Origin of the sequence: Clostridium sp. AF32-12BH (genome assembly GCF_003477935.1) — a bacterium.
Taxonomy (GTDB): Bacteria; Bacillota; Clostridia; order Lachnospirales; family Lachnospiraceae; genus Brotaphodocola.
In genome coordinates this window covers 10,848-34,333 of the sequence record NZ_QUEH01000012.1, presented here as the reverse complement: position 1 = coordinate 34,333, position 23,486 = coordinate 10,848, and the positions used below count along the sequence as shown (strand labels likewise).

Genomic DNA, 23,486 nt, shown 5'->3' with positions numbered 1-23,486 from the left:
GGCTTTTAGCGTGGAGCTGAGGGGAATCGAACCCCTGTCCGAAAATCAATTCCCTGTTCTTCTACTATCATAGTCTGTTATTTGATATTCCCTCTGCCGCGCGAAAACAGACACCCTCGCAGTTTCAGTAGCTTCATGATACGCCCATGCACGCAAAGCTTAATGCATGTCGTTTCTCACATAGTCGATGCCAGACTCTTAATGTGTGAGTGCACTAAGGCTGACAGCAGCCATTAGGCTGCGTATGCTAAATTATCTTCAGCGTTTAATTTTAATTTTGCCGTTTGACGCACCGCATGCGGATAGCTTCACCAGCTGCATGACCCCCGTCGAAACCAGTACAACCCCTTACTGGCTCACCGTGACTCAGCGGTGATACATAACAAATACCTGCTGCAGGCGCATCGCAAAGAAGTGAAACCGCCGCTGCAAGTATGTGATATTGTAACACCCGGATCCGTTTTTGTCAACGAGATCCGGGTGTCTAAATTTTCAACTTCTGGTTTAAAAATCAAATGTTTCTTGCCTGATTTTCTTATTTGATCTTGTGGATCCATCCTTCCGGAGCTTCGATCTTGCCCATCTGGATGCCGGTTAAGGTATCATACAGCTTCTGGGTAACCGGTCCCATCTTCTCCATGCCGCTCGGGAAGCAGATCTCTTTGCCGTGGTCTACCACCTTGCCTACCGGGGAGATAACAGCTGCGGTACCGCACAGACCGCACTCTGCGAAATCGCCAAGTTCGGACAGTTTTACCGGGCGCTGGGTTACCTTCATGCCAAGATAGTGCTCTGCTACATAAACCAGGGAACGTCTGGTAATAGACGGCAGAATGGAATCAGACTTCGGAGTTACAAGCTCACCGTCTTTGGTTACAAATAAGAAGTTTGCACCGCCAGTCTCCTCTACATAAGTTCTGGTTGCCGGATCCAGGAACATGTTCTCGTCGAATCCGTTGTCATGTGCAACCTCATGTGCATGTAAGCTCATTGCATAGTTTAAACCAGCTTTTACATGACCGGTTCCGTGAGGTGCAGCACGGTCGAAGTCACTGACACAGATGGTGATCGGCTTTGCGCCGCCCTTGAAGTACGGACCTACCGGAGTTACCAGAATACGGAACTGATACTCGTTAGACGGTTTTACACCGATAACCGGACCTGATGCAAACATGTACGGGCGGATGTAAAGGGTTGCTCCGCTGCCATACGGCGGTACCCATGCCTCGTTTGCCTTTACGACTTTATCGAGTGCATCCATGAAACGCTCCTTCGGGAACTGCGGCATCTCCAGTCTTGCGCAGGAGTCCATCATACGCTCTGCGTTTAAGTCCGGGCGGAAGGTTACGATGCTGCCATCCTCGGTGGTGTATGCTTTTAAGCCCTCGAAGCACTCCTGGCAGTACTGCAGGATGCCTGCGCACTCGTTGATCACGACGTTTGGATCCTCAGTCAGGGTTCCTTCATCCCACTTTCCGTCTTTATAGTTTGACACATAACGGTAATCAGTGGTTACATAACTGAATCCGATATTGCCCCAGTCAAGATTTTTCTTTTCCATTGTCTTATCCTCCATCTCTGGTTTCCCATGGACCCTGATGCGGTATCCTGTTGCTTTTGCCGTTTTGTCATCCGCGGGAAGATTTGTAATCGATTGATTAATGAACATTATAGCCCTGACTGTTCTGAAAATCAATGGTTGATTTTCAATTTGACTATACATGTGCTTCATATTAGATATGACTATTACTTATATCCATGCAGTTTTTCATAACCACAAGATCTATCTTGCAGATTTTCTTCCCACAAAAAAGTTTACCGCAGTTTCTGCTTATAATCCCGCTCCACTTCACGTCTCGCATCTTTTTTCGCAATATCGTCGCGTTTATCATACAGCTTCTTACCGCGTGCCAGACCGATCTCGACCTTTACCAGGCTGCCTTTAAAATAAACCTGGAGCGGCACCAGGGTCAGTCCTTTTTCGCGGATCTTACCTTCCAGTTTGTTGATCTCGCTGCGGTGCATGAGCAGTTTACGTGCACGAAGCGGGTCTTTGTTGAAGATGTTGCCCTTCTCATATGGGTTGATGTGCATGCCATAAATGTATACTTCATTTTTGTCGATGCGGACAAACGCTTCCTTCACGCTGCACTTTCCCATACGGATGGACTTGACTTCGGTTCCGAACAGCTCAATGCCGCACTCAAATTTCTCGTCAATAAAATAATCATGATAGGCCTTCTTATTGTTGGCCACCAGTTTGATTGCTTCTTTCACAACAAAACCTCCTGTCTTTTCTCCGGTTTTCGTGGAATTTCCAGGAACAGCGCTGCTGTCCGTGTTCCAGTCTTCTCTGCCGGCACAGCAGCAGCCCTGTTTCCTCTACGCTTCCTCCGGAAGCTCCATATTCTTCGCCGGAATAAAATCGATTGTCTTGGTTAACCGGTCGGTTCCGGTTACCACCACCTGGATCTTCTGTCCAAGCTTGTAGGTTTTTCCGCTCATTTCCCCGCGCAGTTCCATGCGCTCTTCATTGAACACATAGTAATCTCCGTGCAGCTCGTTGACATGCACAAGACCCTCTACGGTATTCGGGAGTTCTACATAGAAGCCCCAGTTCGTCACACCGGAAATCACACCCTCAAAGATCTCACCGATGCGTTTAGACATATACTCGCACTTCTTGAGCTTGATGGTTTCGCGCTCTGCTTCTTCCGCGCGGCGCTCCGTTGCGGAGCACTGAATGGTCACTCCGGTCAGAATCTTGTCGTAATGGGCGATGCGCTTCTCGCTTAAGCCGCCCCGCAGGTTTTCCTTAATGATACGGTGAATCTGCAGATCCGGATAACGGCGGATCGGGGACGTGAAATGGGTATAATACTTTGCTGCCAGGCCAAAATGTCCGCTGCAGACCGGCATGTATTTTGCCTGCTTCATGGAGCGCAGGGTCAGACGGCTGATCAGTGCCTCTTCCTCGGTTCCTTCAATCTTCTTTAAAAGTTTCTGCAGTTCTTTCGGATGCACTTCCCCGTCGTGTGTGCGGATGGTGTAGCCAAAGTTGTTGATAAAGACGCCCAGACGTTTCATCTTCTCCGGGTCCGGGTTATCGTGGGTCCGGTATACAAACGGGATTTCCTGCCAGAAATAATCCTCTGCAATGGTCTCATTCGCCATCAGCATAAAGTCTTCGATGATCTTGGTTGCCGCGTTCCGCTCATATGGCTTGATGTCCACCGGCTTTCCCTTTTCATCCAGAATGATCTTGGACTCCGGGAAATCAAAATCGATGGAGCCGCGCTGACGCCGTTTTTCACGCAGGATATCGGCCAGCTCTTTCATCAAATCAAACATATCCACGAAATCCGCATATTCTGCCATGGTGTCCGGGTCGCGGTCGGTCACAATGGCATTGACTGCCGTGTAGGTCATGCGCCGGTCAACCCGGATCACGGTTTCCGCGATCTCATGCCCCAGCACGCGGCCCTGCGGGTCGATCTCCATAATGCAGCTTAATGCCAGACGGTCTGTTCCTGCATTCAAAGAGCAGATGCCATTGGAAAGCTTATGCGGAAGCATCGGGATAACACGGTCTACCAGATAGACACTGGTGCCGCGGTTTAACGCCTCCTCATCGAGCGGGCTGCCCTCGGTCACATAGTGGCTGACATCCGCAATGTGGACACCCAGCTTGTAGCCGTAGCTTTCCCGGCTGATGGTAATGGCATCGTCGAGGTCTTTCGCGTCTTCCCCGTCGATGGTAACCGTCTGCCAGTCGCGGATATCCTTTCTTCCAGCCATGTCAGCCTTATCCACCTCATCCGGGATGCGGCTCACCTGCTTCATGACCTCCGGCGGGTATTCCTCCGGAATGCCGTAAGCTTTTACGATCGATAAAATATCGGTTCCCGGATCGTTTACATGGCCGATGATCTCCGTGATAATGCCCTCCGGATTCTTGCGTTCCCCGCCAAAATCAGTCAGACGCACAACAACCTTATGGCCCGTCACCGCACCCATATCCTTGCCCTGCGGAATAAATACATCGGCATTGATCTTCTGGTTGTCCGGCACCACAAAGCCAAAATTTTTATTTTTCTGGTAAAAGCCCACCAGGGTCTGGTTTGCACGCTCCAGCACCTTGATCACCGCTCCCTCCGGGCGTTTGCCCTTTGCTGCCGGGCTTGCCGTGATCTGCACCGTATCGCCATGCATGGCATCCTTCGTTTTTTCTGCCGGAATAAACACGTCCTGGTCCATGCCCTCCACGGTCACAAAACCAAAGCCTTTTGCATGGCCACAAAAAGTTCCGACCATGGTAAATGCCTCCGGTTTTCCGTATTTGCCGCGCTTGGAAAGGCCAACCTTGCCGTCTGCCACCAGGGCATCCAGAACTTCTTTTAACTCATCCCGTTTTTCCCGCGGGACATCTAACAGCATAGCCAGTTCTTTGATCTTCATGGGAACGTAGGTCGGATCGTTGATCAAGGCCAGCATTGCTTCTTTTCTTTCTTTTAATAACTCTTCTGTCATAATTCCTCTCTTTTAAACGAAAAGCACCCTTGTTTCCAAGAGTGCTTTTTCTTATGCTTAGACTAAGTTTAATACGATTGCCAGTACCATAAATGCTACTGCAGCAAATGTCGTGAACTTTTCCAGGGTTCCTTCCATGGAACGTCCCTTATTCTTTCCCCAGTAAGTCTCTGCCATACCGCCGATCGCGCCAAGACCCTCAGACTTTCCTTCCTGAAGTAATACGATCACGGTCAAAGCCAGACATATAAGAACGAAGATCACGGATAAAATCGTTTTCAGCATCTAAATGCACCTCCTAATAGTCAAACACTGACATTCTAACATAGCCAGACTGAAAATACAAGCGTTTTTCTCGCTGCCAGCCCCAGAATGCACAGAAAAGACAGTTCTAACATCATTTGTGTCAGATTCCAGTACATTTTTTGTTTTCTGCACTTAGCTTCTTAACTCAATACCATAGGTCTTGTTCAGCTGTTTGAGGATCTTCTTTACATATCCGTCTACGCTGTCTGCGCCAAAGGCCTCGTCCTTCGGAGTGAACAAAACGGTGAATGCCATGGATTTCTTGTTTCCTAAGATCTGTTTTCCTTCGTAAACGTCAAACAGTGTGACATCCTTAACGAAACCGCATGCTTCACGGATGCAGGTCTCAACCTGGCCGCAGGTAATTTCTTTGTCCATAACCAGAGCCAGGTCACGTTTCTCCTCTGCGAATTTTGGAAGCGGCTCAAATACCGGAGCCTTGCCATACCATTTTTCCAGAGCTTTCATGCTGATCTCCAGAACATAGGCATCCTCACGCATTGCCTCGTCTTTCATGATCTCGTATTTTACCTTGCCGAGATAACCGATTTCCTCGCCCTCACAGAAAATTGCTGCGGTCTGGTACGGATGTAAAAACGGCTTTTCTGCCTTCTCGTAGGTAAAGGAAACATGGAGCACATCTGCAACGGTCTCTGCCATACCCTTTAAGGTAAAGAAGGACTCGTTCTTGCCGAATGCACCGATGCAAAGAGTCTCACGCTCTTCCGGATACTCGGTCAGCGGCAGGGACTTCGGAATGAATGCGTTTCCGATCTCGAAAATACGGCCCTCGAAGATGCCTCTCTTCTGGTTGCGTCCCATTGCGTGAATCATCTGCGGAGCCAGGGTGGTTCTCATCAGGGACAGATCCTCGTTGATCGGGTTCATGATGCGGATCGCCTTACGCTCCGGTGCGTCCTCTGCAAAGCCCATCTGGTCTAAATCAGACGGGGAGAAGAAGGAATAATGGATTCCCTCGAATGCGCCAACGCTGCACAGTGCTCTCTTTACCTTCAGGATGGTCTTCTGACGCAGGTTGCTTCCACCGATGGTTACCTTTGCAGTCGGGAGGAAGGTGGATTTGATGTGGTCATAGCCGTACATACGGATGACTTCCTCTGCGACATCCGGGTAATCCTCCATGTCCTCGCGGTATGCCGGGAAGTGCAGGGTCAGCTCGTCGCCGTTGATTTCTGGCTGGAAGTTTAAGCCGGTCAGGATGCGAACGATATCCTCGTCCGGAACGGTAATGCCCAGAACTCCGTTTACTTTCTTAATGCTGGTATTAAAGGTAACCGGCTCTAAGGAATTTCCGGTGTTGACGTTCTTGTGGGTCCTGGAAACCTTTCCGGCACCAAGCTCTTCTATCAGATGCAGGGCACGCTTCATAGCCATCTCGGTTGCGTACTCATCGACACCCTTCGCGTATCTCTGGCTTGCGTCGGAAGACTGGCCCAGGGCACGGGAGCTTCTGCGGATGTTGTCGCGGGCAAATTTTGCAGACTCAAACATAACCTCGGTGGTCGTATCGCGGATCTCAGAATTTAAGCCGCCCATGATACCAGCCAGTGCAACCGGCTTCTTGCCGTCACAGATGACCAGATTATTCGGATTTAAGGTGAACTCCTTCTCATCCAGAGTAACGATCTTCTCACCCTCGGCTGCACGTCTTACCTGGATTGCGTTGCCCTCCAGATAGTCGCAGTCGAATGCGTGAAGCGGCTGCCCCAGCTCACGCATGATGTAGTTGGTAATATCAACGATGTTGGAAATGGAGTTGTTGCCGACCAGGGCCAGGCGTCTTCTCATCCATGCCGGGGACTGTCCCAGCTTGACATCATATACATAGTGGGCAATGTAGCGCGGGCAGAGATCCTGTGCGTCTACGGTGACCTCAAAGCCCTCTTTTTCTACCTCAGTCTCGGTATAGTCCAGAGCCGGAGTCTTCAGTGGCTGGCCCAGTGCTGCTGCCACCTCTCTTGCCAGACCGAAGATGCTCTGGCAGTCCGGACGGTTTGCCGTAATGGAAACATCGAAGATCCAGTCGTTTAATCCGGTCAGTTCCTTTACATCAGCGCCAATCTCAGCATCCTCCGGCAAAACCAGAAGTCCGTTGTAGCCGGCACCCGGATACAGGTCTTCGTTTAAGCCAAGCTCGGTTCCGGAGCAAAGCATACCGTGGGACTCATAGCCTCTTAATTTTCCTTTTTTAATGGTAGCCACACCTTCAATGGTAACGTGGTCTTTTGCAGTTGCATAAACCTGTGCTCCAACCATAGCAACCGGGTACTTGCCACCTGCCTTGACATTGTCCGCGCCGCAGCAGATCTGTAAGAGCTCCGGACCGCCTACGTTGACCTGGCACACGTGAAGATGGGTCTCCGGGATCGGCTCGCAGGACTCCACGTAACCAACCACGATTCCGCTGATGTCTTTACCCACCTGCCATTTTTCTTCTACTTCAAATCCACAGTCAAAGAGTTTGGTCTCCAGTTCATCTGCGGAAACATTGATATCTACATAGTCATTTAACCAGCTTAATGGTACAAGCATTTCTAATCCTCCTGTCCTGATCAGTCATCGATCTGATCCAGCACACGCAGATCAGACTCAAAAAGCATCTTGATGTTGTTGATGCCGTATTTCAGCATAGCAATACGCTCCAGGCCAAGGCCGAACGCAAAGCCGCTGTATTTCTCGGAATCGATGCCGCAGTTCTCCAGCACCTTCTTGTTTACGACGCCTGCACCCAGGACCTCGATCCAGCCGGTGCCCTTGCACAGTCTGCAGCCCTTGCCGCCGCACTGGAAGCAGCTGACATCAACCTCAACAGACGGCTCCGTGAACGGGAAGTAGGACGGGCGAAGTCTGGTTCTGGTGCTCTCACCGAAGATTCTCTGTACGAACATGTCCAGCATGCCCTTTAAGTCGCAAAGGGTAATGCCCTCATCGACAACCAGGCCCTCCATCTGGCTGAACATCGGGGAGTGGGTTGCATCGTCATCGGAACGGAATACCTTACCCGGGGAAACAACCTTGATCGGCGGCTTCTTTGCTTCCATGACATGAACCTGTCCGGCAGAAGTCTGGGTACGAAGCAAGAACTCCGGAGACAGATAGAAGGTATCCTGCATATCGCGTGCCGGATGATCCTGCGGGGTGTTCAGCGCGGTGAAGTTGTAGTAATCGGTCTCGATCTCGGTTCCTTCATACACCTCAAAGCCCATGGATGCGAAAATGTCGGTCAGCTGGTTGCGCACGGTGGTTACCGGGTGAAGATTGCCGTAACGGATCTTAACCGGCGGCATGGAAATATCGATCTTCTCGGATTCGTAGCGCTGCTGCTGCTCTTTCTCTTTTAAATTCTGATCCAGCTCATCGAAGAACTGGTTTGCCCACTCTTTTGCGCCGTTGATAGTCTTACCAAACTCCGCTTTCTGCTCGTTTGCCACATTGCGCATTTCTTTCATCAAAAGACCAATCCGGCCCTGCTTATTGTCCAGGAAGGTCTTCTTGAACTCATAGACACTTCTGGAAGTGGTCAGAGCATCTGCGCCCTGACGGATCTCTTCTTTGATCGCAGCGATCACTTCATTCAGCTCTTTTAAATCCTGCATGATTCTTCTCCTTTATCCATAATTGTGATACTTATGGTAACTGTTCAATAGGTCTGCGCAGTTACTACTTATGTTTGCAATCCTGCGCACCTGCCTGGGGGAAACATTTCATACCGTTCGCTCACATCTATGCAAATCTGCAATTTGCAGGTTTCCGTGGATTTCAGGCATAAAAAAATCCCCTTACGCAAATGCGCAAAGGGACGATAATTCTTACCGCGGTACCACCCAGCTTCCTGCAGACAGACACAAACTGCCGCAGACACTTTCCGGTATGTAACGTACACCAGACGGCAATGCCTACTCAGCCAGCGTTTACAGCACCTCGCCATTCAGCAATGCAGCTCCCGTGGGAAACTCGGATACCTGTCTGAACGGAAAAAGGCTCACAGCCGATGACCTCTTCTCTCTGACCGGAAACAGGATCTTAAATACACGATCTTCGCTTTTCTTAGTTTTATTTGTGATTGCAGGTATGTCTGTCCGAAACGGACATCCATAATCTATGAAATATTTTAGCCATTCTGTGCACAAAAGTCAAGGTCTTTTTCTGATACCGTGCATGCCTGCGTGGATCGTAACGGCAAAAACGGCCAGCAGCACTGCTTGCTTCCGGATTTTCAGTTTCAGAAATCTCTGCCTTTTAACTGTGATGTATATTCTACCACACACGCCTTCAATTTTCGCATACTCTCCGGCAGTTCCACACCCTTCTCCGTTCCCATGCCAAGCTCGCGGATACTCTTTGGCATGACCGGGACACAGCAGACATCATCGGTATTGCCGCGGATCATCAGTTCTGACATCATGGAAATGCCAAGACCCTTTCCCACCATACGGATCAGTGTCTCATCATCAACATACACGGTCTGTTCCTTTGCCTTCACCCCGACTGCGCGAAAAGCCGCATGCACATCAATATCAAACCGCCCATACGGCATCAGGAATTCTTTTCCCTCAAACTCCTTCAGTGGGAATTCTGTACGTCCATGAAGCGGATAATTCTTCGGCAGAATCGCGTAAAGTAATTCATGATAAAGGGGCGTCCACTCACAGTTCCCATAGTTTTGCCTGCTGGCAAAGATCACATCTGTTTTGTGATCCTGTAAAAGTTCAAATGGCTCCAGCGCATGATCCACCATGCGCAGATCAACATCGACATTCGGGCAGATCCGGCGGAAGCGGTACAGGATTTCCGGCATCCAGAACATGGCAATGCTGGCGTAAGCCGCGATGCGGATCGTTTCTGTCTGCTTCTCTGTGATGCTCTGGATCTGGTTTTCCAGATTTGCATTTGCCTGCAAAAACTGGCGAATCGCAGGCATCAGTTCCCGCCCTTCCTCTGTCAGGGCGATTCCATTGTGGCTCCGGATGATGAGCGGAAAACCGATTTCACGCTCCAGGCTGTTCACCAGATGGGTAAGCCCCGACTGGGTGTATCCGACCACCTCCGATGCCCTGGAAAAGCTGCCTAAGTCTACTGCTGTCATTAAGATTTCCAGTTTCTTCGCATCCATTACACAATTCCTTTCCTTTACAGGGTATTACAATTTGTCATATTTCTATTATAAACATGGATTTCCCAAACCGCAAGATGGACAGTACAATAAATATCAATCTACTGCTCACACATTGCGAAGTCAGCAACCGATTTTGCTGATGCTTCACATTACAAAACGATTATAAATAATTTAAAGATTTGAGGTGTTCAACCATTATGAAACAAATGCATCTTTCTTTCAAACAGAGGCTGTTGGTAGCCACCACCCTGTTTGGCATGTTTTTCGGTGCCGGGAATCTGATCTTTCCGGTTCATTTAGGTCAGTTAGCCGGACGCAACCTGCTTCCGGCCATGACTGGTTTTATCCTGACTGCCGTGGGCATTCCGATCCTTGGTGTTGCAGCCATCGGCAACACCCATTCAGACGGCCTGCAGGCGCTGGCTTCCAGGGTTGGAAAACGGTACGGCTGCTTTTTCACCTGCCTGCTCTACTTAACCATTGGTCCATGCTTTGCCATTCCACGCTGTGCCACCACATCGTTTACGACCGGCATTGCTCCCATGCTCGGCACTGCAGTATCCCCACGCATGGCACTGTTTCTCTTTTCTGCAGTGTTCTTTGCACTGGTACTGTTTTTTTCCCTCCGCCCCGGCAACATCACGCTCTGGATCGGCAAGATCATCAACCCGCTGTTTTTGTTTTTCCTGGCGATTCTCATTGTATCTGCCCTGCTGCATCCGGGCGCACCGGTCTTTTCCACGGCACCCGATGCTTCCTATGAGAATGGAGCCCTGTTCCATGCACTTTCCGAAGGTTACGGCACCATGGATGCCATTGCCGGTCTCGCTTTCGGCATCGTAGTCATTCAGGTGATCCGGCAGATGGGTGTGCAGGATGATACGGCGATTGCCAGTGAAGTGCTCCATTCCGGGATTTTGACAGGACTCCTGATGGCTTTCATCTACATGCTGACCATCCTCATGGGTGCCCAGTCTCTCGGCTTATTCGCTGTCTCCGAAAACGGCGGCATCGCCCTGTCCCAGATTTCCAACCACTACCTTGGCCGGGCCGGGCTTATGATCCTGGCTGTCACCATCACCTTTGCCTGCTTAAAAACCTCCATCGGCCTGGTGACCAGCTGCGCGGAAACCTTCGAAAAAATGTTTCCAGGACGGCTTTCCTACAAAGCCTGGGCTGTACTCTTTACCGCATTTTCTTTCCTGATCTCAAACGCAGGACTTTCCACCATCATCCGGTATTCTGTGCCGGTCCTGATGCTTATTTACCCGCCTGCCATTGCCCTGATCCTGCTGGCGCTGTTCGGAAAACACTTTGATCATAACCCAAAGATCTACTTCTGGGTTACCGTATGCACCTGGTGTGCCTCCCTGTTCGACTTTTTCAAAGCACTCCCGGAACCGATGCAGACACACTTCCATTTGCAGGCAGCAATCGGGTTTGCCGCACAGTTTCTTCCCTTTTATAATTTAAATCTCGGCTGGATTCTTCCTGCCGTGATCGGACTTTTTCTCGGACTTCTGTCCCGGAAAAGACAGAAAACCCTGCAGGCTTTTGCATAAAGCTGCAGGGTTTTCTGCTGTTAAAATCTTAAAATATTACAGTTCTATTATTATCATTGTCCATTGCAAATTCTGTCTTTGCCGCATTGGCAGTCTCCGCCTGTTCCAGTGCCTTCTTTGCTTTCATCAGCAGCCGAAGAATAACCAGTATGATCAAAAGACTCAGCACTGCGAACACCGTTGTAACCAGTAAAAGATTATCCTTTACAAATTCTACCAGGGTCACCCTTCTGGCAGCATTTTCATATACGGAAAATGCAGAAAGTTCTGTTGCTGCCGCACCGATGATGGAAAGACGGAGCCATGCCATGGGTCCTCCGATGGAAGCCATAAGACCTACCATGACAATGAAAACGCCGCATGCAGGTCCGATAGCCGAGATCAGACCGATCTTAAACGCTTTCCCCGGAAGCTCTGCCTCCAGTCCAACCTGTGCCGAAGTTTTTGATGCCTGACGCATAAACAAAAGCGCCTGCGCAAAGGAAATTGCGACCGTAATGCCACATAGCCCCCAGAAAACCGGAGCATTCGCGATTGTCAAATAGTCCATACATTTTATCAACAACATCAAAAAATACTTTATCGACCCGCTGGATTCCAACACAAACCGGATGCTGGAAGAAGCAACTGAGATCATCTTCCGTCACTCCATCCGTCAGATGCGCCAGACCTTCCCACAGGCCAAATATTTCCGTCAGAGCGACCTGATCGCATTTATCATCTCTGTACCCGCCGGGGAACGGGAAACACTTGCCGATCAGTTGGAGCAGACCTTTAAACGCCTGCAAAAACAGCTTTCCCACGTCAGCCCATTCACGATCACGCTGGGAATCGGACAGTATTATGAGAACATCCGCGATATTTCCAAAAGCTACTCCGAAGCCAGAGTCGCGATCAACCTCGGTTATTCCCTCCAGTGGTTCGACCGGATCCTGATTGAAATTGCCATGAAATTATACCGGCTCAAGCACTACAAGGCGTGACCTAGCCTTTCGTATTTCCTTCGTATCCCATCCGCAATGTGATCCGTGCATCCTCCGTGACTTCATCTTCATCGCGGTAAACATAGTTCTGAATCGCCCCCGTCAGTTTCTCTCCCGCTGCGTCAAACACGGATTGCGGAATATTATGGATCAACTCTGAAATCTTATATCCGACCGATACATCAGGCAATGCAGCTCCCGCCTTTTGATACGCCATACCAACCGCTGCAGTCAACTCGTTGGTGTTGATCAGGCGGGAGGGTGGTGTAAAAATTGTAGTTTTTAAAATTACCGACTGTACTGTAAGTGCATGAACCATGTTTTTTCTCCTTCCTCTCTAAACATAGGATAACACGTTTTGTTCCAATTGTAATTATTATTTCTCTTTCCATTTCACTGTTTTTTTAGTATACTGAAAGATGCATGAATTAAACGGAGGAAAATATCTATGGATACAATCACAGGACGCAATGTCGGCAAAACCTGCCGCACACATTACAAAGGAACTTTTAACGATGGAACCCAATTTGATTCTTCTTACGACCGCGGCGAACCGCTGGAATTTGTCTGCGGCGCCGGACAGATGATCAAAGGCTTTGACGCTGCTGTTGCAGACATGGAAGTTGGAGAAGTTAAGGAGATCCATCTGATGCCGGAAGAAGCATATGGACAGCCAAACCCGGATGCTATTTTTGAAGTTGAGATTGCAGATCTTCCTGGTTCTGAGGAACTGCAGGTAGGACAGCGTATCTATCTGGCAAACCAGAACGGTCAGCAGTTCCCAGTTTGTGTAACCGCAAAAACAGAAACTGTTATCACCTTCGACGCGAACCACGAAATGGCTGGAAAAGAGCTGAATTTCAAGATTGAACTGGTTGAAGTAAAATAATAACGAAAAGCCATGAGCCTCCACTTAAGTTTATACCTGAAGTAGAGGCTCATGGTTTGTTATCCTAAAGTAATACCGAATTGGAGGTTGCCGCACCGGTTTCTCCGTGATAAAATAAGCTGGATCATTTTTGTTTTTGGAGGTCTGTCATGAATCAACATCATAATCCTTTATCCCTGGCGAAAGAGACCGCTGTTCTGACCATGGCCGTGGCCATCATCGCAGCGGCTGTTTACTTTTTTCTGCTCCCAAGCCATGCATCTGTCAGCAGTATTTCCGGCCTTGGCATTGTACTTTCCAACTTCGTCCCGCTCTCACTTTCCGCGATCACGATGATCTTAAACGTGTTGCTCCTCATCATCGGTTTCTTTACCTGCGGAAAAGAATTCGGCGCCAAAACTGTTTACACCAGCATTATGCTCCCCGTCTTTCTTGCCTGTTTTGAGACATTATTCCCAGGAATTGGCTCCCTGACAGACAGCCAGGAGCTCGATGTCCTCTGCTATATTCTTGTCGTAAGTATCGGATTAAGCATTCTTTTTAACCGGAACGCATCCTCTGGCGGCCTGGATATTGTAGCCAAGATCATGAACAAATACCTTCATATGGACCTCGGCCGGGCCATGTCCTTATCCGGCATGTGCGTAGCGCTGTCTGCAGCGTTGGTCTACGACAAGAAAACGGTTGTTCTCAGCATTCTCGGCACCTATTTCAACGGCATCATCCTGGATCACTTTATTTTCAATCATAACGTAAAGCGGCGCGTGTGCATCATTACAAAAAAGGAAGAAAAGCTTCGGCAGTTTATTATCAATGAGCTGCACAGCGGTGCCACCATCTACGAAGCGATCGGCGCATACAACATGGAAAAGCACAACGAGATCATCACCATTGTAGATAAGAGTGAATACCAGAAGCTCATGAAGTACATCAGCCGGGAAGATCCGCTCGCTTTCATTACCATCTATAATGTATCTGATATGCGGTACCAGCCAAAACACTGGAAAAAAGAATGATCGCCTGGCTACTCATGTAGCAAAACCGGCAAACTGAGTCATGTACAGGCTGTAATACTTCCCATGGTGCTCCAAAAGTTCCTCGTGGGTACCCTGTTCCACAATCTTTCCCTGGTCCATAACAACGATAAAATCCGAATCACGGATCGTGCTCAGCCGGTGGGCGATGACGATACTCGTGCGGTTTTCCATAATCTTGTGCATGGCACTCTGGATTGCTTTCTCCGTGCGGGTATCCACGTTGGATGTAGCTTCATCCAGGATTAAAATGCCTGGATCTGCCACAAAAGCCCTTGCAATGGCCAATAACTGCCGCTGTCCCTGACTGATGTTTCTTCCTCCCACCTCCAGCACGCTATGATAGCCTTGCGACAGAGCGTGGATCATTTCTTTGCTGCAGCTCATCTGTACTGCCTGTTCCAATTGTTCCATCGTTGCATTCTCTCTGGCATATTGCAGATTCTTCTGTATCGTATCGGAAAACAGTACCGTATCCATTTCAACCGGTTTTGAAACATGTGCATTCATGCCAGCCGCAAGGGAATGCTGAATGTCTTCTGAGAATGCATTGGCAGTCATGGCAATGATCGGAGTCGTCTTTGCCAGTTTATGGGAACTTCTGCGGATTGCTTTCGTTGCCTCATAACCATTCATAACAGGCATCTGTATGTCCATCAGGATCTCCGCATTCAGTTCATTATCCTCTGCACATAGGAACCTCATTCCTTGAAGGATATTCCCATCCTGCTCATCTGTTTCTTCTTGTGCCGCCAGAGTAACCGTTCTATCCTCTGCAATTTTCAGATCCATGAAAACCTCAAAACACCTTCCCTGTCCCAATCCACTGTCCACATCAATGGTACCTCCCATTGCCTCAACCAGATTCTTAGTAATAGCCATTCTAAGTCCGGTTCCCTGTATTTTGTTTGTAAGAGAACTTTCCGCACGAGTAATTGTTGTACACAGCACCGTTTTCTGGTAATCCATCAGCACATTGTCAACAACAAGTACACCTGACACCACTGCTATCAAACAACGTTTTACATTTTTTATACTTTTATTTTCCTCATTCTTTCCTGATAAAACCATTATTATTACGTCTATGAAATAATATCATAAAAAGCACTGTCAGACAGACAGTGCACCTCATTTTATGCAAAAAACTGGTTTCTGTACACAAGAAAAACATTACCGTTTTAACGCCCAAAAACATATTGTCATTATACTGTCATTTTTTTTAAAACTTATTCCGTTTTTCAACTTCTATGATATAATGCTTTATTATAAAAACTCCAATGAATAAAATGAGGTGAACCAAGTGAAGAAAAAAACACTTGTGCCTCTTATTATTTTTTTACTGGGCATATGCCTTGTTGGTTTAATTGTATACAGAACAGACGCCCATGAAAAAAATCAGAGACACATATTGGCACAATTAAACGCAACCACCTATGGTGAACACATAAAGAATGAAATTGCAGATGGAATTGAAATTACAAATGCTTTGGAACAGATCTTAATCAGTGAAAATGGCGAAATCCATCAGTTTGACACGATTGCCGGGAATCTTATGTCTGATTCTATTGAAAGCATGCAGCTCGCTCCTAATGGTGTTGTAACAGATATTTATCCTGCTGAAGGAAATGAGGCAGGCAAGATTGATCTGCTCCATGATAAAGACCGTAAAGAGATTTCCTGTTATGCAAGAGATAACCATACAATTGTTACGCAGGGACCCTTCAAATTAAACCAGGGCGGTTATGGAATTGCAGTCCGCAATCCAGTCTACCTGAAAGATAAAGGCGGACAAGAGTATTTCTGGGGATTTACCATTGTTATCCTGCGTGTTCCGGATATTTTTTCAGATGCAGTCAATGCACTTTCAAATTTTGGATATGAATACAAAATTTCAAAAACAGACACTCCCTGGAGTGATACTTATAAAGTGGTTTATCAGTCAAATGGTCAAATAGTTCATCCGGTTTCTTACGCTTTTATAATAGGAAATGAAACCTGGAAATTTGAGATAACTCCTAAAACCGGATGGAGAAATAACACACTACTGATAATGATCAGTGGAATATTTCTTACTATAAGCCTTCTTCTGTCAGTGCTTACCAGGGTATGGCTGGTAGCAAAAGAACACAAGAACAAATATAAAATACTGGCGCGTACAGATTCTCTTACAAATATTTATAATCGCTATGGATTTGATGAATTAGCAGAAAAAATAATTTCTAAAAATCCACAAACACATTTTGTGGCTGCGCTCCTTGATATTGATGACTTTAAGCTTGTCAATGATATCTATGGCCATAGTTACGGAGACAAAGCATTAAAGAGTCTGGCAGACAGTATGAAAGCTTTTTTCCCATCCGATGCATTGCTTGGAAGAAATGGTGGTGACGAATTCTGCATTCTTTTACCAAATTGTACCTTTAATGAAGCAGATAAACAGCTGCAGCAATTCACTAAGCTTCCAAAAACGTTTTCACATCACGGTAAAAAAGTTGCATTTTACATATCTCTCGGATATGCAGAATATCCAACATTTGCAGCCAGCCATTCACAGCTTATGCGATGTGCAGATGCAGCTCTTTATGAAATAAAACTGCATGGAAAAAACGGATGTATGGCTTACAGAAAAGGTCTCCAGTCAGGAGTGCGCAAACAGCTTGGATTTGCGCTGAAGGATATCTCTGAACACCTTCCAGGTGCATTTATCATATACAGAGCAGACAAAGAAGATGATGAGCTCTTTTATGCAAACCACGAATTTCTTCATATGACTGGTTATAAGAGCATGGACGAACTATTCAGGCTTACTCAAAAAAGGTTCCGCAATCTGATCCGACCAGATGAACAACAACAGATTGAAACAAGTATCTGGGAACAGATTAACGCAGGCAATGACAATGACTATATTCACTTTCATCTTCGAAAAGCTGACGGAACTTATCTTTCCGTGCTTGATCATGGAAGAATCGTAGAAAGCCAGCAATACGGAAAAGTATTTTATGTATTGTTCATGGATTGGGAAGATATGCAGCTTCGTTACAGTGATAAATTTTCCGAATAAATAAAAAAAAACTGCTAAAAAGCTGTCAACCGAACTTCTTAGCAGTTTTTTTTACTAATCTACCAGATTGTTTTGTAACGTACTGATCAATTCCTCTATAACAATTGGCTTGGATAAAAATCCATTCATACCACATTCCAGTGCTATCTTTTTGTCTTCGTCAAAAGCATTGGCAGTCATAGCAAGGATGGTAATTCCCGCCAGCGCCGGATCAGTAAGGGCACGTATCTGCTTCGTGGCCTCATATCCGTTCATTACCGGCATCTGCACATCCATCAGCACCAGATCATAATTACATGACTTTGAATTCTTAACTTTCTCCACTGCCTCTGCCCCATTTTCTGCAGTATCAACCAGGAAGCCATATTCCTTAAGGATCTCCACCGCAATTTCACTGTTCAGTTCATTATCTTCCACAAGCAGTATGCTCTTGCCTCTGAAATCTAAGCTTGTCTCAGGAAGAACGGGATTCTCCTGCTCAGCCTGACTCTGGCCGATAGCAGTCATCAGGGTATCTCTGATATCTGACATGAACAGAGGCTTCGCACAGAATGCAGTCACCCCTGCAGCCCTGGCTTCCACTTCGATCTCTGACCAGTCATAAGCAGTCATGATAATGATCGGCGTATCATCACCAAGGCTGCGGATCTGTCTGGTGACCTCAATACCATTCATATCCGGCAGACGCCAATCAATAATATAAGCATGGAATGCATCCCCAAGCTCCATAGACTGCCTTGCACGCAGAACAGCCTCCTTACCGGAAAGTGTCCATTCCGAACGCATTCCAACCTTCACAAGCATCTTTGTCACACTGTCACAGGTATTAAAATCGTCATCTGCAACCAGAGCCTTAAGACCTTCCAGATCTGCAATCTTCTCTATACGGTGATTCTCAGGCTGAGTCCGAAATGGCAGACGGACGATAAATTCGGTACCTTTCCCCTGCTCTGTCCGGACCTCAATAGTGCCACCCATCATATCCACAATATTCTTGGTGATGGCCATGCCAAGTCCTGTGCCCTGGGTTCTGCTCACAGTGGAAGTCCGCTCCCTCTCAAAAGGAGAAAAGATCTTCTGTACAAATTCCTGACTCATACCGATTCCGTTATCCTTTACCCGGATCTCGTATAGTTCACTGCCTTTTACCGTCCCTGGATACTGTTTCAGCCGGACAGATACAGTTCCGCCTGCAGGAGTAAACTTGATTGCATTGGACAGAAGATTCAGCAGCACCTGATTCAAACGCGTCTTGTCACAATAGACATCCTCATTGGTAACATCCATTGCATCCATATAAAGCTCCAGCTGTTTCGCATGGATCTGCCCGCTGATGATGGTCTTCAGATCATGAAGCACATCCGACAGACTGACCTCCGTTTCTTCCAGATGGATCTTTCCACTCTCAATCCGACTCATATCCAGGATATCATTGATCAGTGAAAGCAGATGTTTACTGGAGGAAAGAATCTTGCCCAGATAATCCCGGACTTTTTCTTGATTATCAATATTACTTACAGCCAGTGTGGTAAAGCCGATGATCGCATTCATTGGCGTCCGGATATCGTGAGACATATTGGAAAGGAAAGTACTCTTTGCCCTGTTTGCTGTCTCCGCCGCATGGACTGCCTCAGAAAGTGCCTGATTCATTTTCCAGTCAGCAGTACGGTCTGACATAACCAGGATGTATTTCTTTTTCCCATTTACCTCACTGCCCATTGCAATATTATGGAACCCGCGTTTTTCCCCTGTTTTCTGATGAACATATTCAAAATCCCATTCTCTTTGTTCATTCACCTGGATTTCCTCAAGATAATTTTCCTCCGGATTTTCATGTTCCTCTGGATGCAGGTTTCCCAGAACACGAATATCTTTGCGGATCTGTTCTACCGTAATACCAAGCAGTTTTTCCGCATTTGGGCTTATATAGTCTGCCTGATATGTTTTTGCATCCAGCATCAGAAAAACGTCATCCACATTCATTGACAGCTTTTGAAAAAGTTCGTCTCTGTACCGGATCTGTGTGTCCTTTCTTCTAAGGCTTATCCTGTTTTTTTGAATAATAAGGCCGATAAAAAAGGCGGCAATACAGAACAAAACCGCAGCCACAAGAAGCATTGTACTACGCTGCAAACTGTTCATACTGGCATTGACAATATCCGCCTGTACAAGTCCCAGAAATACCCAGTCCTGAATATCTGATTTTTCATAGACCAGATAATAGTTTCTTTCATCCAGATTTACCAGCATCGCATCGGTGCGTCCCGCTTTAAACTTCTCCGAAAGCTCATTGACCTCTTTTTCAGACATATTGGAATGCTCTCTTAGAACACCAAAGAAATTGTACACATTCCCCCATGACTCAGAAGAATGATCGACCACAACACGGCCATCCGGATGAACAACAAAGCTCTGGGCATTTCCATTGAAAGCAGAAATGTCCAGCACATCTACAATATCAGAGTTTTCATACGCAATGGCAATTGCATCATATTCAAATCCCTGATAGATTCCATGCGCCCTGGGAGTGGCAAAAACAAGCAACTGGGATTTTCCGGGAACTGCTGCATTCGCTATCACATCATTTCCCTGCCGGATATCCTCTTCAATGTTTTCCTGTAATCCAAGGTACCCGGTTTCCCCTGTCGCCATCTTGTAGTCCCCGTCAGCTGACAGAAAAAAGAAATCTAAAAATCTGGCATCTTCCTGCGCTTTCTTTATATAATTACGAATTTCGTCTTCACTGGAGATATTCTGCAGATTCTCACCCCACATATGAAGATAAGTCAGATTCTTATCTGTCAGTTCTCTCAGCATGTTATCAGACTGATGAAAAACTTCCGTCAGATGAGAAACACTTTCCTCATAAATGGTTTTCGATACAAATCCAAAATATTGAAAAACCATCAGAACAATTCCCAGTAAAACAGCTGTAAAGACAGCTATCTGGAATGGTTTTCCCATGACAAGTTTCTTTCTGCCTTTATTATGATTCTTAATATCCATTCTTCTCACCTCAGAGTCATGTAGTCTTCAGGCTCTGCAAGAATGGCATCACCATCTGAAATATATCCTGTCCAGGTATCTTTTACAGTGGCATCTTCTCCATCAAACACAATATTCTCATCTGCCGGATAAGCTTCCATGTGTTTAGATATCGCAAGGCAGGTTACCGTGAAAGTATCCTCGTCCTGAACTTTTTTTCCATCTTTTGTAACTTTGCTCAATATATAACCATCATCTGTTTCTTTGACTTCCACGGAAATGCCGCTGACCACAGGCAGAGAGCCTCGGTTAAACGGAGTAAATCCGCCCTCATAGCCTTCTACAAAATTTTTGACTGTCTCTTTCAGTTCGGCTCCGCTCATCTTGCTGCTGTAAGCCGAAAGACTATTTGGCATGATCATGTCTCTCGCCATTTTTTCTGTATATCCGGCTTTCAGCACATTTCCTGTAAAACTGTTTCCAGTTGCGATCAACACATCCGTCCCATAAATACCGCGCAGAGTGTTTGCCATAACAGAATAGGCTTCATTGCCTCCACTGGTATGGAAGCGATTGGAATACGTTTTCTTTGAATCCAGCACGATATTCTCTGAAGTGGATTTTTCCTCAAGAAGCTGGGTGTTAAATGACTGATAAGCCTGCTCTGCATCGTATTCTCCTGAGATCATCTTGGAAACCACATCCTTGGAAACAGAAAAAAAGTCATTTGACGCAATGCGGATATACATATGATTTTCTTCAATCACAGATTTCACATCCTTCAGATATTCCGTAAGCTTAAAATCCACATCCTGGCTGTAGCTTAACAGATCCTGTCCATCACTAATGACCCGGTTCTGCGCATCCTCTGAAAGCATTGTGCTCAGTACCTTCATTGCTTTCTTTCGACGTGTCTCATCCTGTGTCAGATTGCGGTTTAAAGCCACCTGGAAATATGGTGTAGTCATCAGCCACTTTTCACCGTTCTCCTGAAAAAATGGAAGAAATGTTGTGTTTATGCCCTGATCCTGAAACATTTTCACACCAGCTGAGCTGCCAAAGTACATGGCAAGCTTGCCACTTTGATACATCTCAACTATATCATCATAATTCATATTCAGATCATTTTGACTCAGCCCTGTATCCTGTATGAACTGTTCCATACGTTCAAAAGCCTGCGGCCAGACGGTACTATCCAGACCTTCTCGATTTGTATTATCCGGGTCACTGTAGGTGGTGCGCCACTTGCGTCCTTCTACAGAAGACAGCTCTGATGCTGACAGCCCCTGCAATGTCTCCATACAGGTATAATCGTAATAACAGTCTGCAGTAAAGCCACGGATCCCCACTTCTTCAAATGCCTGACAGGCAGAGACAAAGCTTTCATAATCTGTTGGAAGAGGAATATCATACTTTTCAAAAAGATCCTTATTCACTACAAAACCATGGGCATCTGCACACACCGGAAGCCAGTTTACACTTCCATCCTCATTCATAAAATTGCTAAGGTAAGTATCATAGACAGCACCTGCCGCATTGGTTGTGGAAAGATCCATCAGACTGTCTTTCAGTGGACTTGCATCATGCAGGGAAAAGCGACAGCAGGTTATAATATCCGGCAATCCACCGTTTTCATCAAGAAACTTATAAAAATCCAGATCATTATTACCTACGACAAATTCAACATTGATATCCGGGAGCTGTTCCTGAATGTATGGTGCATATTTATCATACAGGTTTGTGCTCCATAAGTACACCGTGATTGTGTCTGCATCTTCTTTCTCTGCACTTTTACTGCCACATGCTGACAGAAGTGATACGGCTGTCACCATTGCCAAAAGTACAGCCAAAACTCTGTTCCATTTTATCTTTTTCATTACGAGTTCTCCTTAATTTGCCCTGTCAATATATCCAACAATTCCTATATAGCCATCTTTCTTTAATGAAGACTACAACGTATGCAATTTCAGATTATACAGCTGACGGTCATTTTAAATTTCGAATCATCTACAATCAGTATTTTTTGTCTTTTGTCCATTTCTCCAGTTTCAACTTTGCTGTTCCTGTCTGTATCAATCCGGAATGGAACCAGTATCACAAATGTAGTTCCTAAGCCTTCTTCACTTTCGAAGGAAATGGTTCCCCCCATTTTCTCGACCAGATTCTTTGCAATTGCCATTCCCAGACCTGTTCCGGCAAATTTGGTTCGGCTTCCTGTATATTCCTGTGCAAATGGTTCAAAAATATGTTTCTGGAACTCCTCAGTCATTCCAATTCCTGTATCCCGGCAGACAAATTTCATTGTCGTCATTCCCGGATGTTCGGATGGAATTTCTATGCAGCTGATATAGATGTGTCCATTTTCTCTGTTATATTTCACCGCATTGGACAGAATATTCATCATCACACGTTTCACATATCCCGGACTACCAATAAAATCGCGGTGTGTGATTTCTTTTTTCTCCCACGCAATCCGGATATTCTGTTCTGCAGCCATCTGCTCAATCACAACAAGTACTTCCCTGTAAATACTGCTCAGATTGAATGGAATCTCTTCCAGAACGATTTCGCCAGACTCAAGCTTACTCATGTCCAGGACATCATTTACCAGTTCCAGCAACAGATTAGATGCCTCTCTCACTTTTGTCCTGTATTCCGCCTGCTTCTCCATATCATCTGCATAATGGTCTGCCATATCGACCATGCCTCGGATTCCATTGATCGGAGTCCGTATATCATGGCTCATACGCTGGAGGAACTCCCTGGCAAACCGTTCTGAATAAGATCTTTCTTCATATCCGGCAAAATCCATGATAATGTCTTTTTGCAGATACTCCGTAATCTCATTAGCCAGAGACTCGTCCGTGCTGTATTCACAGTCCGTCTTTCCTTCTGCATCCAGTACAATGATACGATCTTCCAATGATCTTCCGATAGTCTCCCGATAATCCTTTGGATGATCTTTGGATGATCTGGTTCATTGCGTTTCATAATCCTGA

At 46.5% G+C, this 23,486-nt stretch carries 18 protein-coding genes and 1 other RNA gene; 5 read left to right on the top strand and 14 right to left on the bottom strand.

The annotated features are described in order from the left end of the window. Positions 1–8: 8 nt before the first annotated feature. From ssrA to DWZ40_RS12570, 8 genes are all read right to left on the bottom strand, one after another. Positions 9–348, bottom strand: a transfer-messenger RNA (tmRNA) gene (gene ssrA / locus DWZ40_RS12605). A 187-nt stretch (positions 349–535) separates the two neighbouring features. Then, positions 536–1,576, bottom strand: a complete 1,041-nt coding sequence (locus DWZ40_RS12600; protein WP_118543368.1) for a branched-chain amino acid aminotransferase — start codon at positions 1,574–1,576, stop codon at positions 536–538. A gap of 239 nt (positions 1,577–1,815) precedes the next feature. Next, positions 1,816–2,277, bottom strand: a complete 462-nt coding sequence (gene smpB / locus DWZ40_RS12595) for an SsrA-binding protein SmpB (RefSeq protein ID WP_118543367.1) — start codon at positions 2,275–2,277, stop codon at positions 1,816–1,818. Between the two features lie 105 nt (positions 2,278–2,382). Continuing rightward, entirely contained in the window at positions 2,383–4,530 is a 2,148-nt protein-coding gene (gene rnr, locus DWZ40_RS12590) for a ribonuclease R (RefSeq protein ID WP_118543366.1), read from the bottom strand. Positions 4,531–4,587: 57 nt separating this feature from the next. Then, on the bottom strand, positions 4,588–4,815 hold the full coding sequence (gene secG / locus DWZ40_RS12585; protein WP_118543365.1) for a preprotein translocase subunit SecG: 228 nt from the start codon (positions 4,813–4,815) through the stop codon (positions 4,588–4,590). 153 nt (positions 4,816–4,968) lie between these two features. After that, on the bottom strand, positions 4,969–7,389 hold the full coding sequence (pheT, locus tag DWZ40_RS12580; protein WP_118543364.1) for a phenylalanine--tRNA ligase subunit beta: 2,421 nt from the start codon (positions 7,387–7,389) through the stop codon (positions 4,969–4,971). Between the two features lie 20 nt (positions 7,390–7,409). After that, positions 7,410–8,453, bottom strand: coding sequence for a phenylalanine--tRNA ligase subunit alpha (gene pheS, locus DWZ40_RS12575; protein ID WP_118543363.1), 1,044 nt, complete (start codon positions 8,451–8,453; stop codon positions 7,410–7,412). 626 nt (positions 8,454–9,079) lie between these two features. Beyond that, on the bottom strand, positions 9,080–9,970 hold the full coding sequence (locus DWZ40_RS12570; protein ID WP_118543362.1) for a LysR family transcriptional regulator: 891 nt from the start codon (positions 9,968–9,970) through the stop codon (positions 9,080–9,082). Positions 9,971–10,170: 200 nt separating this feature from the next. On the opposite strand from DWZ40_RS12570, the gene brnQ reads away from it, so the two are divergent. Beyond that, on the top strand, positions 10,171–11,535 hold the full coding sequence (brnQ, locus tag DWZ40_RS12565) for a branched-chain amino acid transport system II carrier protein (RefSeq protein ID WP_118543361.1): 1,365 nt from the start codon (positions 10,171–10,173) through the stop codon (positions 11,533–11,535). Positions 11,536–11,563: 28 nt separating this feature from the next. On the opposite strand, the gene DWZ40_RS12560 is transcribed toward brnQ, so the two are convergent. Beyond that, positions 11,564–12,085: a DUF5058 family protein gene (locus DWZ40_RS12560; protein WP_347560084.1), complete on the bottom strand. Its 522-nt coding sequence runs from the start codon at positions 12,083–12,085 to the stop codon at positions 11,564–11,566. A gap of 61 nt (positions 12,086–12,146) precedes the next feature. On the opposite strand from DWZ40_RS12560, the gene DWZ40_RS12555 reads away from it, so the two are divergent. Then, complete coding sequence (locus DWZ40_RS12555; RefSeq protein WP_118543360.1) at positions 12,147–12,518, top strand: hypothetical protein; 372 nt, start codon at positions 12,147–12,149, stop codon at positions 12,516–12,518. Between the two features lies 1 nt (position 12,519). Here DWZ40_RS12555 and DWZ40_RS12550 read toward each other — a convergent pair whose 3' ends face one another. Then, positions 12,520–12,837, bottom strand: coding sequence for a DUF3837 family protein (locus tag DWZ40_RS12550; RefSeq protein ID WP_118543359.1), 318 nt, complete (start codon positions 12,835–12,837; stop codon positions 12,520–12,522). 129 nt (positions 12,838–12,966) lie between these two features. On the opposite strand from DWZ40_RS12550, the gene DWZ40_RS12545 reads away from it, so the two are divergent. Together DWZ40_RS12545 and DWZ40_RS12540 are read left to right on the top strand one after the other, a co-directional pair. Continuing rightward, positions 12,967–13,407 (top strand): peptidylprolyl isomerase, encoded by a 441-nt coding sequence (locus DWZ40_RS12545; protein ID WP_118543358.1) that lies wholly within the window; start codon positions 12,967–12,969, stop codon positions 13,405–13,407. Positions 13,408–13,556: 149 nt separating this feature from the next. Then, positions 13,557–14,423 (top strand): YitT family protein, encoded by an 867-nt coding sequence (locus DWZ40_RS12540; RefSeq protein ID WP_118543357.1) that lies wholly within the window; start codon positions 13,557–13,559, stop codon positions 14,421–14,423. A 12-nt stretch (positions 14,424–14,435) separates the two neighbouring features. Here the strand turns inward: DWZ40_RS12540 and DWZ40_RS20340 are convergent, their stop codons facing one another. Next, positions 14,436–15,410 carry a response regulator gene (locus DWZ40_RS20340; protein WP_279220670.1) on the bottom strand — a complete coding sequence of 325 codons (975 nt, stop codon included), beginning with the start codon at positions 15,408–15,410 and terminating at the stop codon, positions 14,436–14,438. Between the two features lie 331 nt (positions 15,411–15,741). Here DWZ40_RS20340 and DWZ40_RS12530 point away from each other — a divergent pair, with 331 nt between their 5' ends. Then, positions 15,742–17,502 (top strand): diguanylate cyclase, encoded by a 1,761-nt coding sequence (locus DWZ40_RS12530; protein WP_118543355.1) that lies wholly within the window; start codon positions 15,742–15,744, stop codon positions 17,500–17,502. Between the two features lie 54 nt (positions 17,503–17,556). On the opposite strand, the gene DWZ40_RS12525 is transcribed toward DWZ40_RS12530, so the two are convergent. The 3 genes from DWZ40_RS12525 to DWZ40_RS12515 all read right to left on the bottom strand — a co-directional run bounded on the left by DWZ40_RS12525 (position 17,557) and on the right by DWZ40_RS12515 (position 23,410). Next, positions 17,557–20,508: a response regulator gene (locus DWZ40_RS12525; RefSeq protein ID WP_118543354.1), complete on the bottom strand. Its 2,952-nt coding sequence runs from the start codon at positions 20,506–20,508 to the stop codon at positions 17,557–17,559. A gap of 5 nt (positions 20,509–20,513) precedes the next feature. After that, positions 20,514–22,364, bottom strand: coding sequence for an ABC transporter substrate-binding protein (locus DWZ40_RS12520; RefSeq protein WP_118543353.1), 1,851 nt, complete (start codon positions 22,362–22,364; stop codon positions 20,514–20,516). A gap of 89 nt (positions 22,365–22,453) precedes the next feature. Continuing rightward, positions 22,454–23,410: a HAMP domain-containing sensor histidine kinase gene (locus DWZ40_RS12515; protein ID WP_347560083.1), complete on the bottom strand. Its 957-nt coding sequence runs from the start codon at positions 23,408–23,410 to the stop codon at positions 22,454–22,456. Between the last annotated feature and the right edge of the window lie 76 nt (positions 23,411–23,486).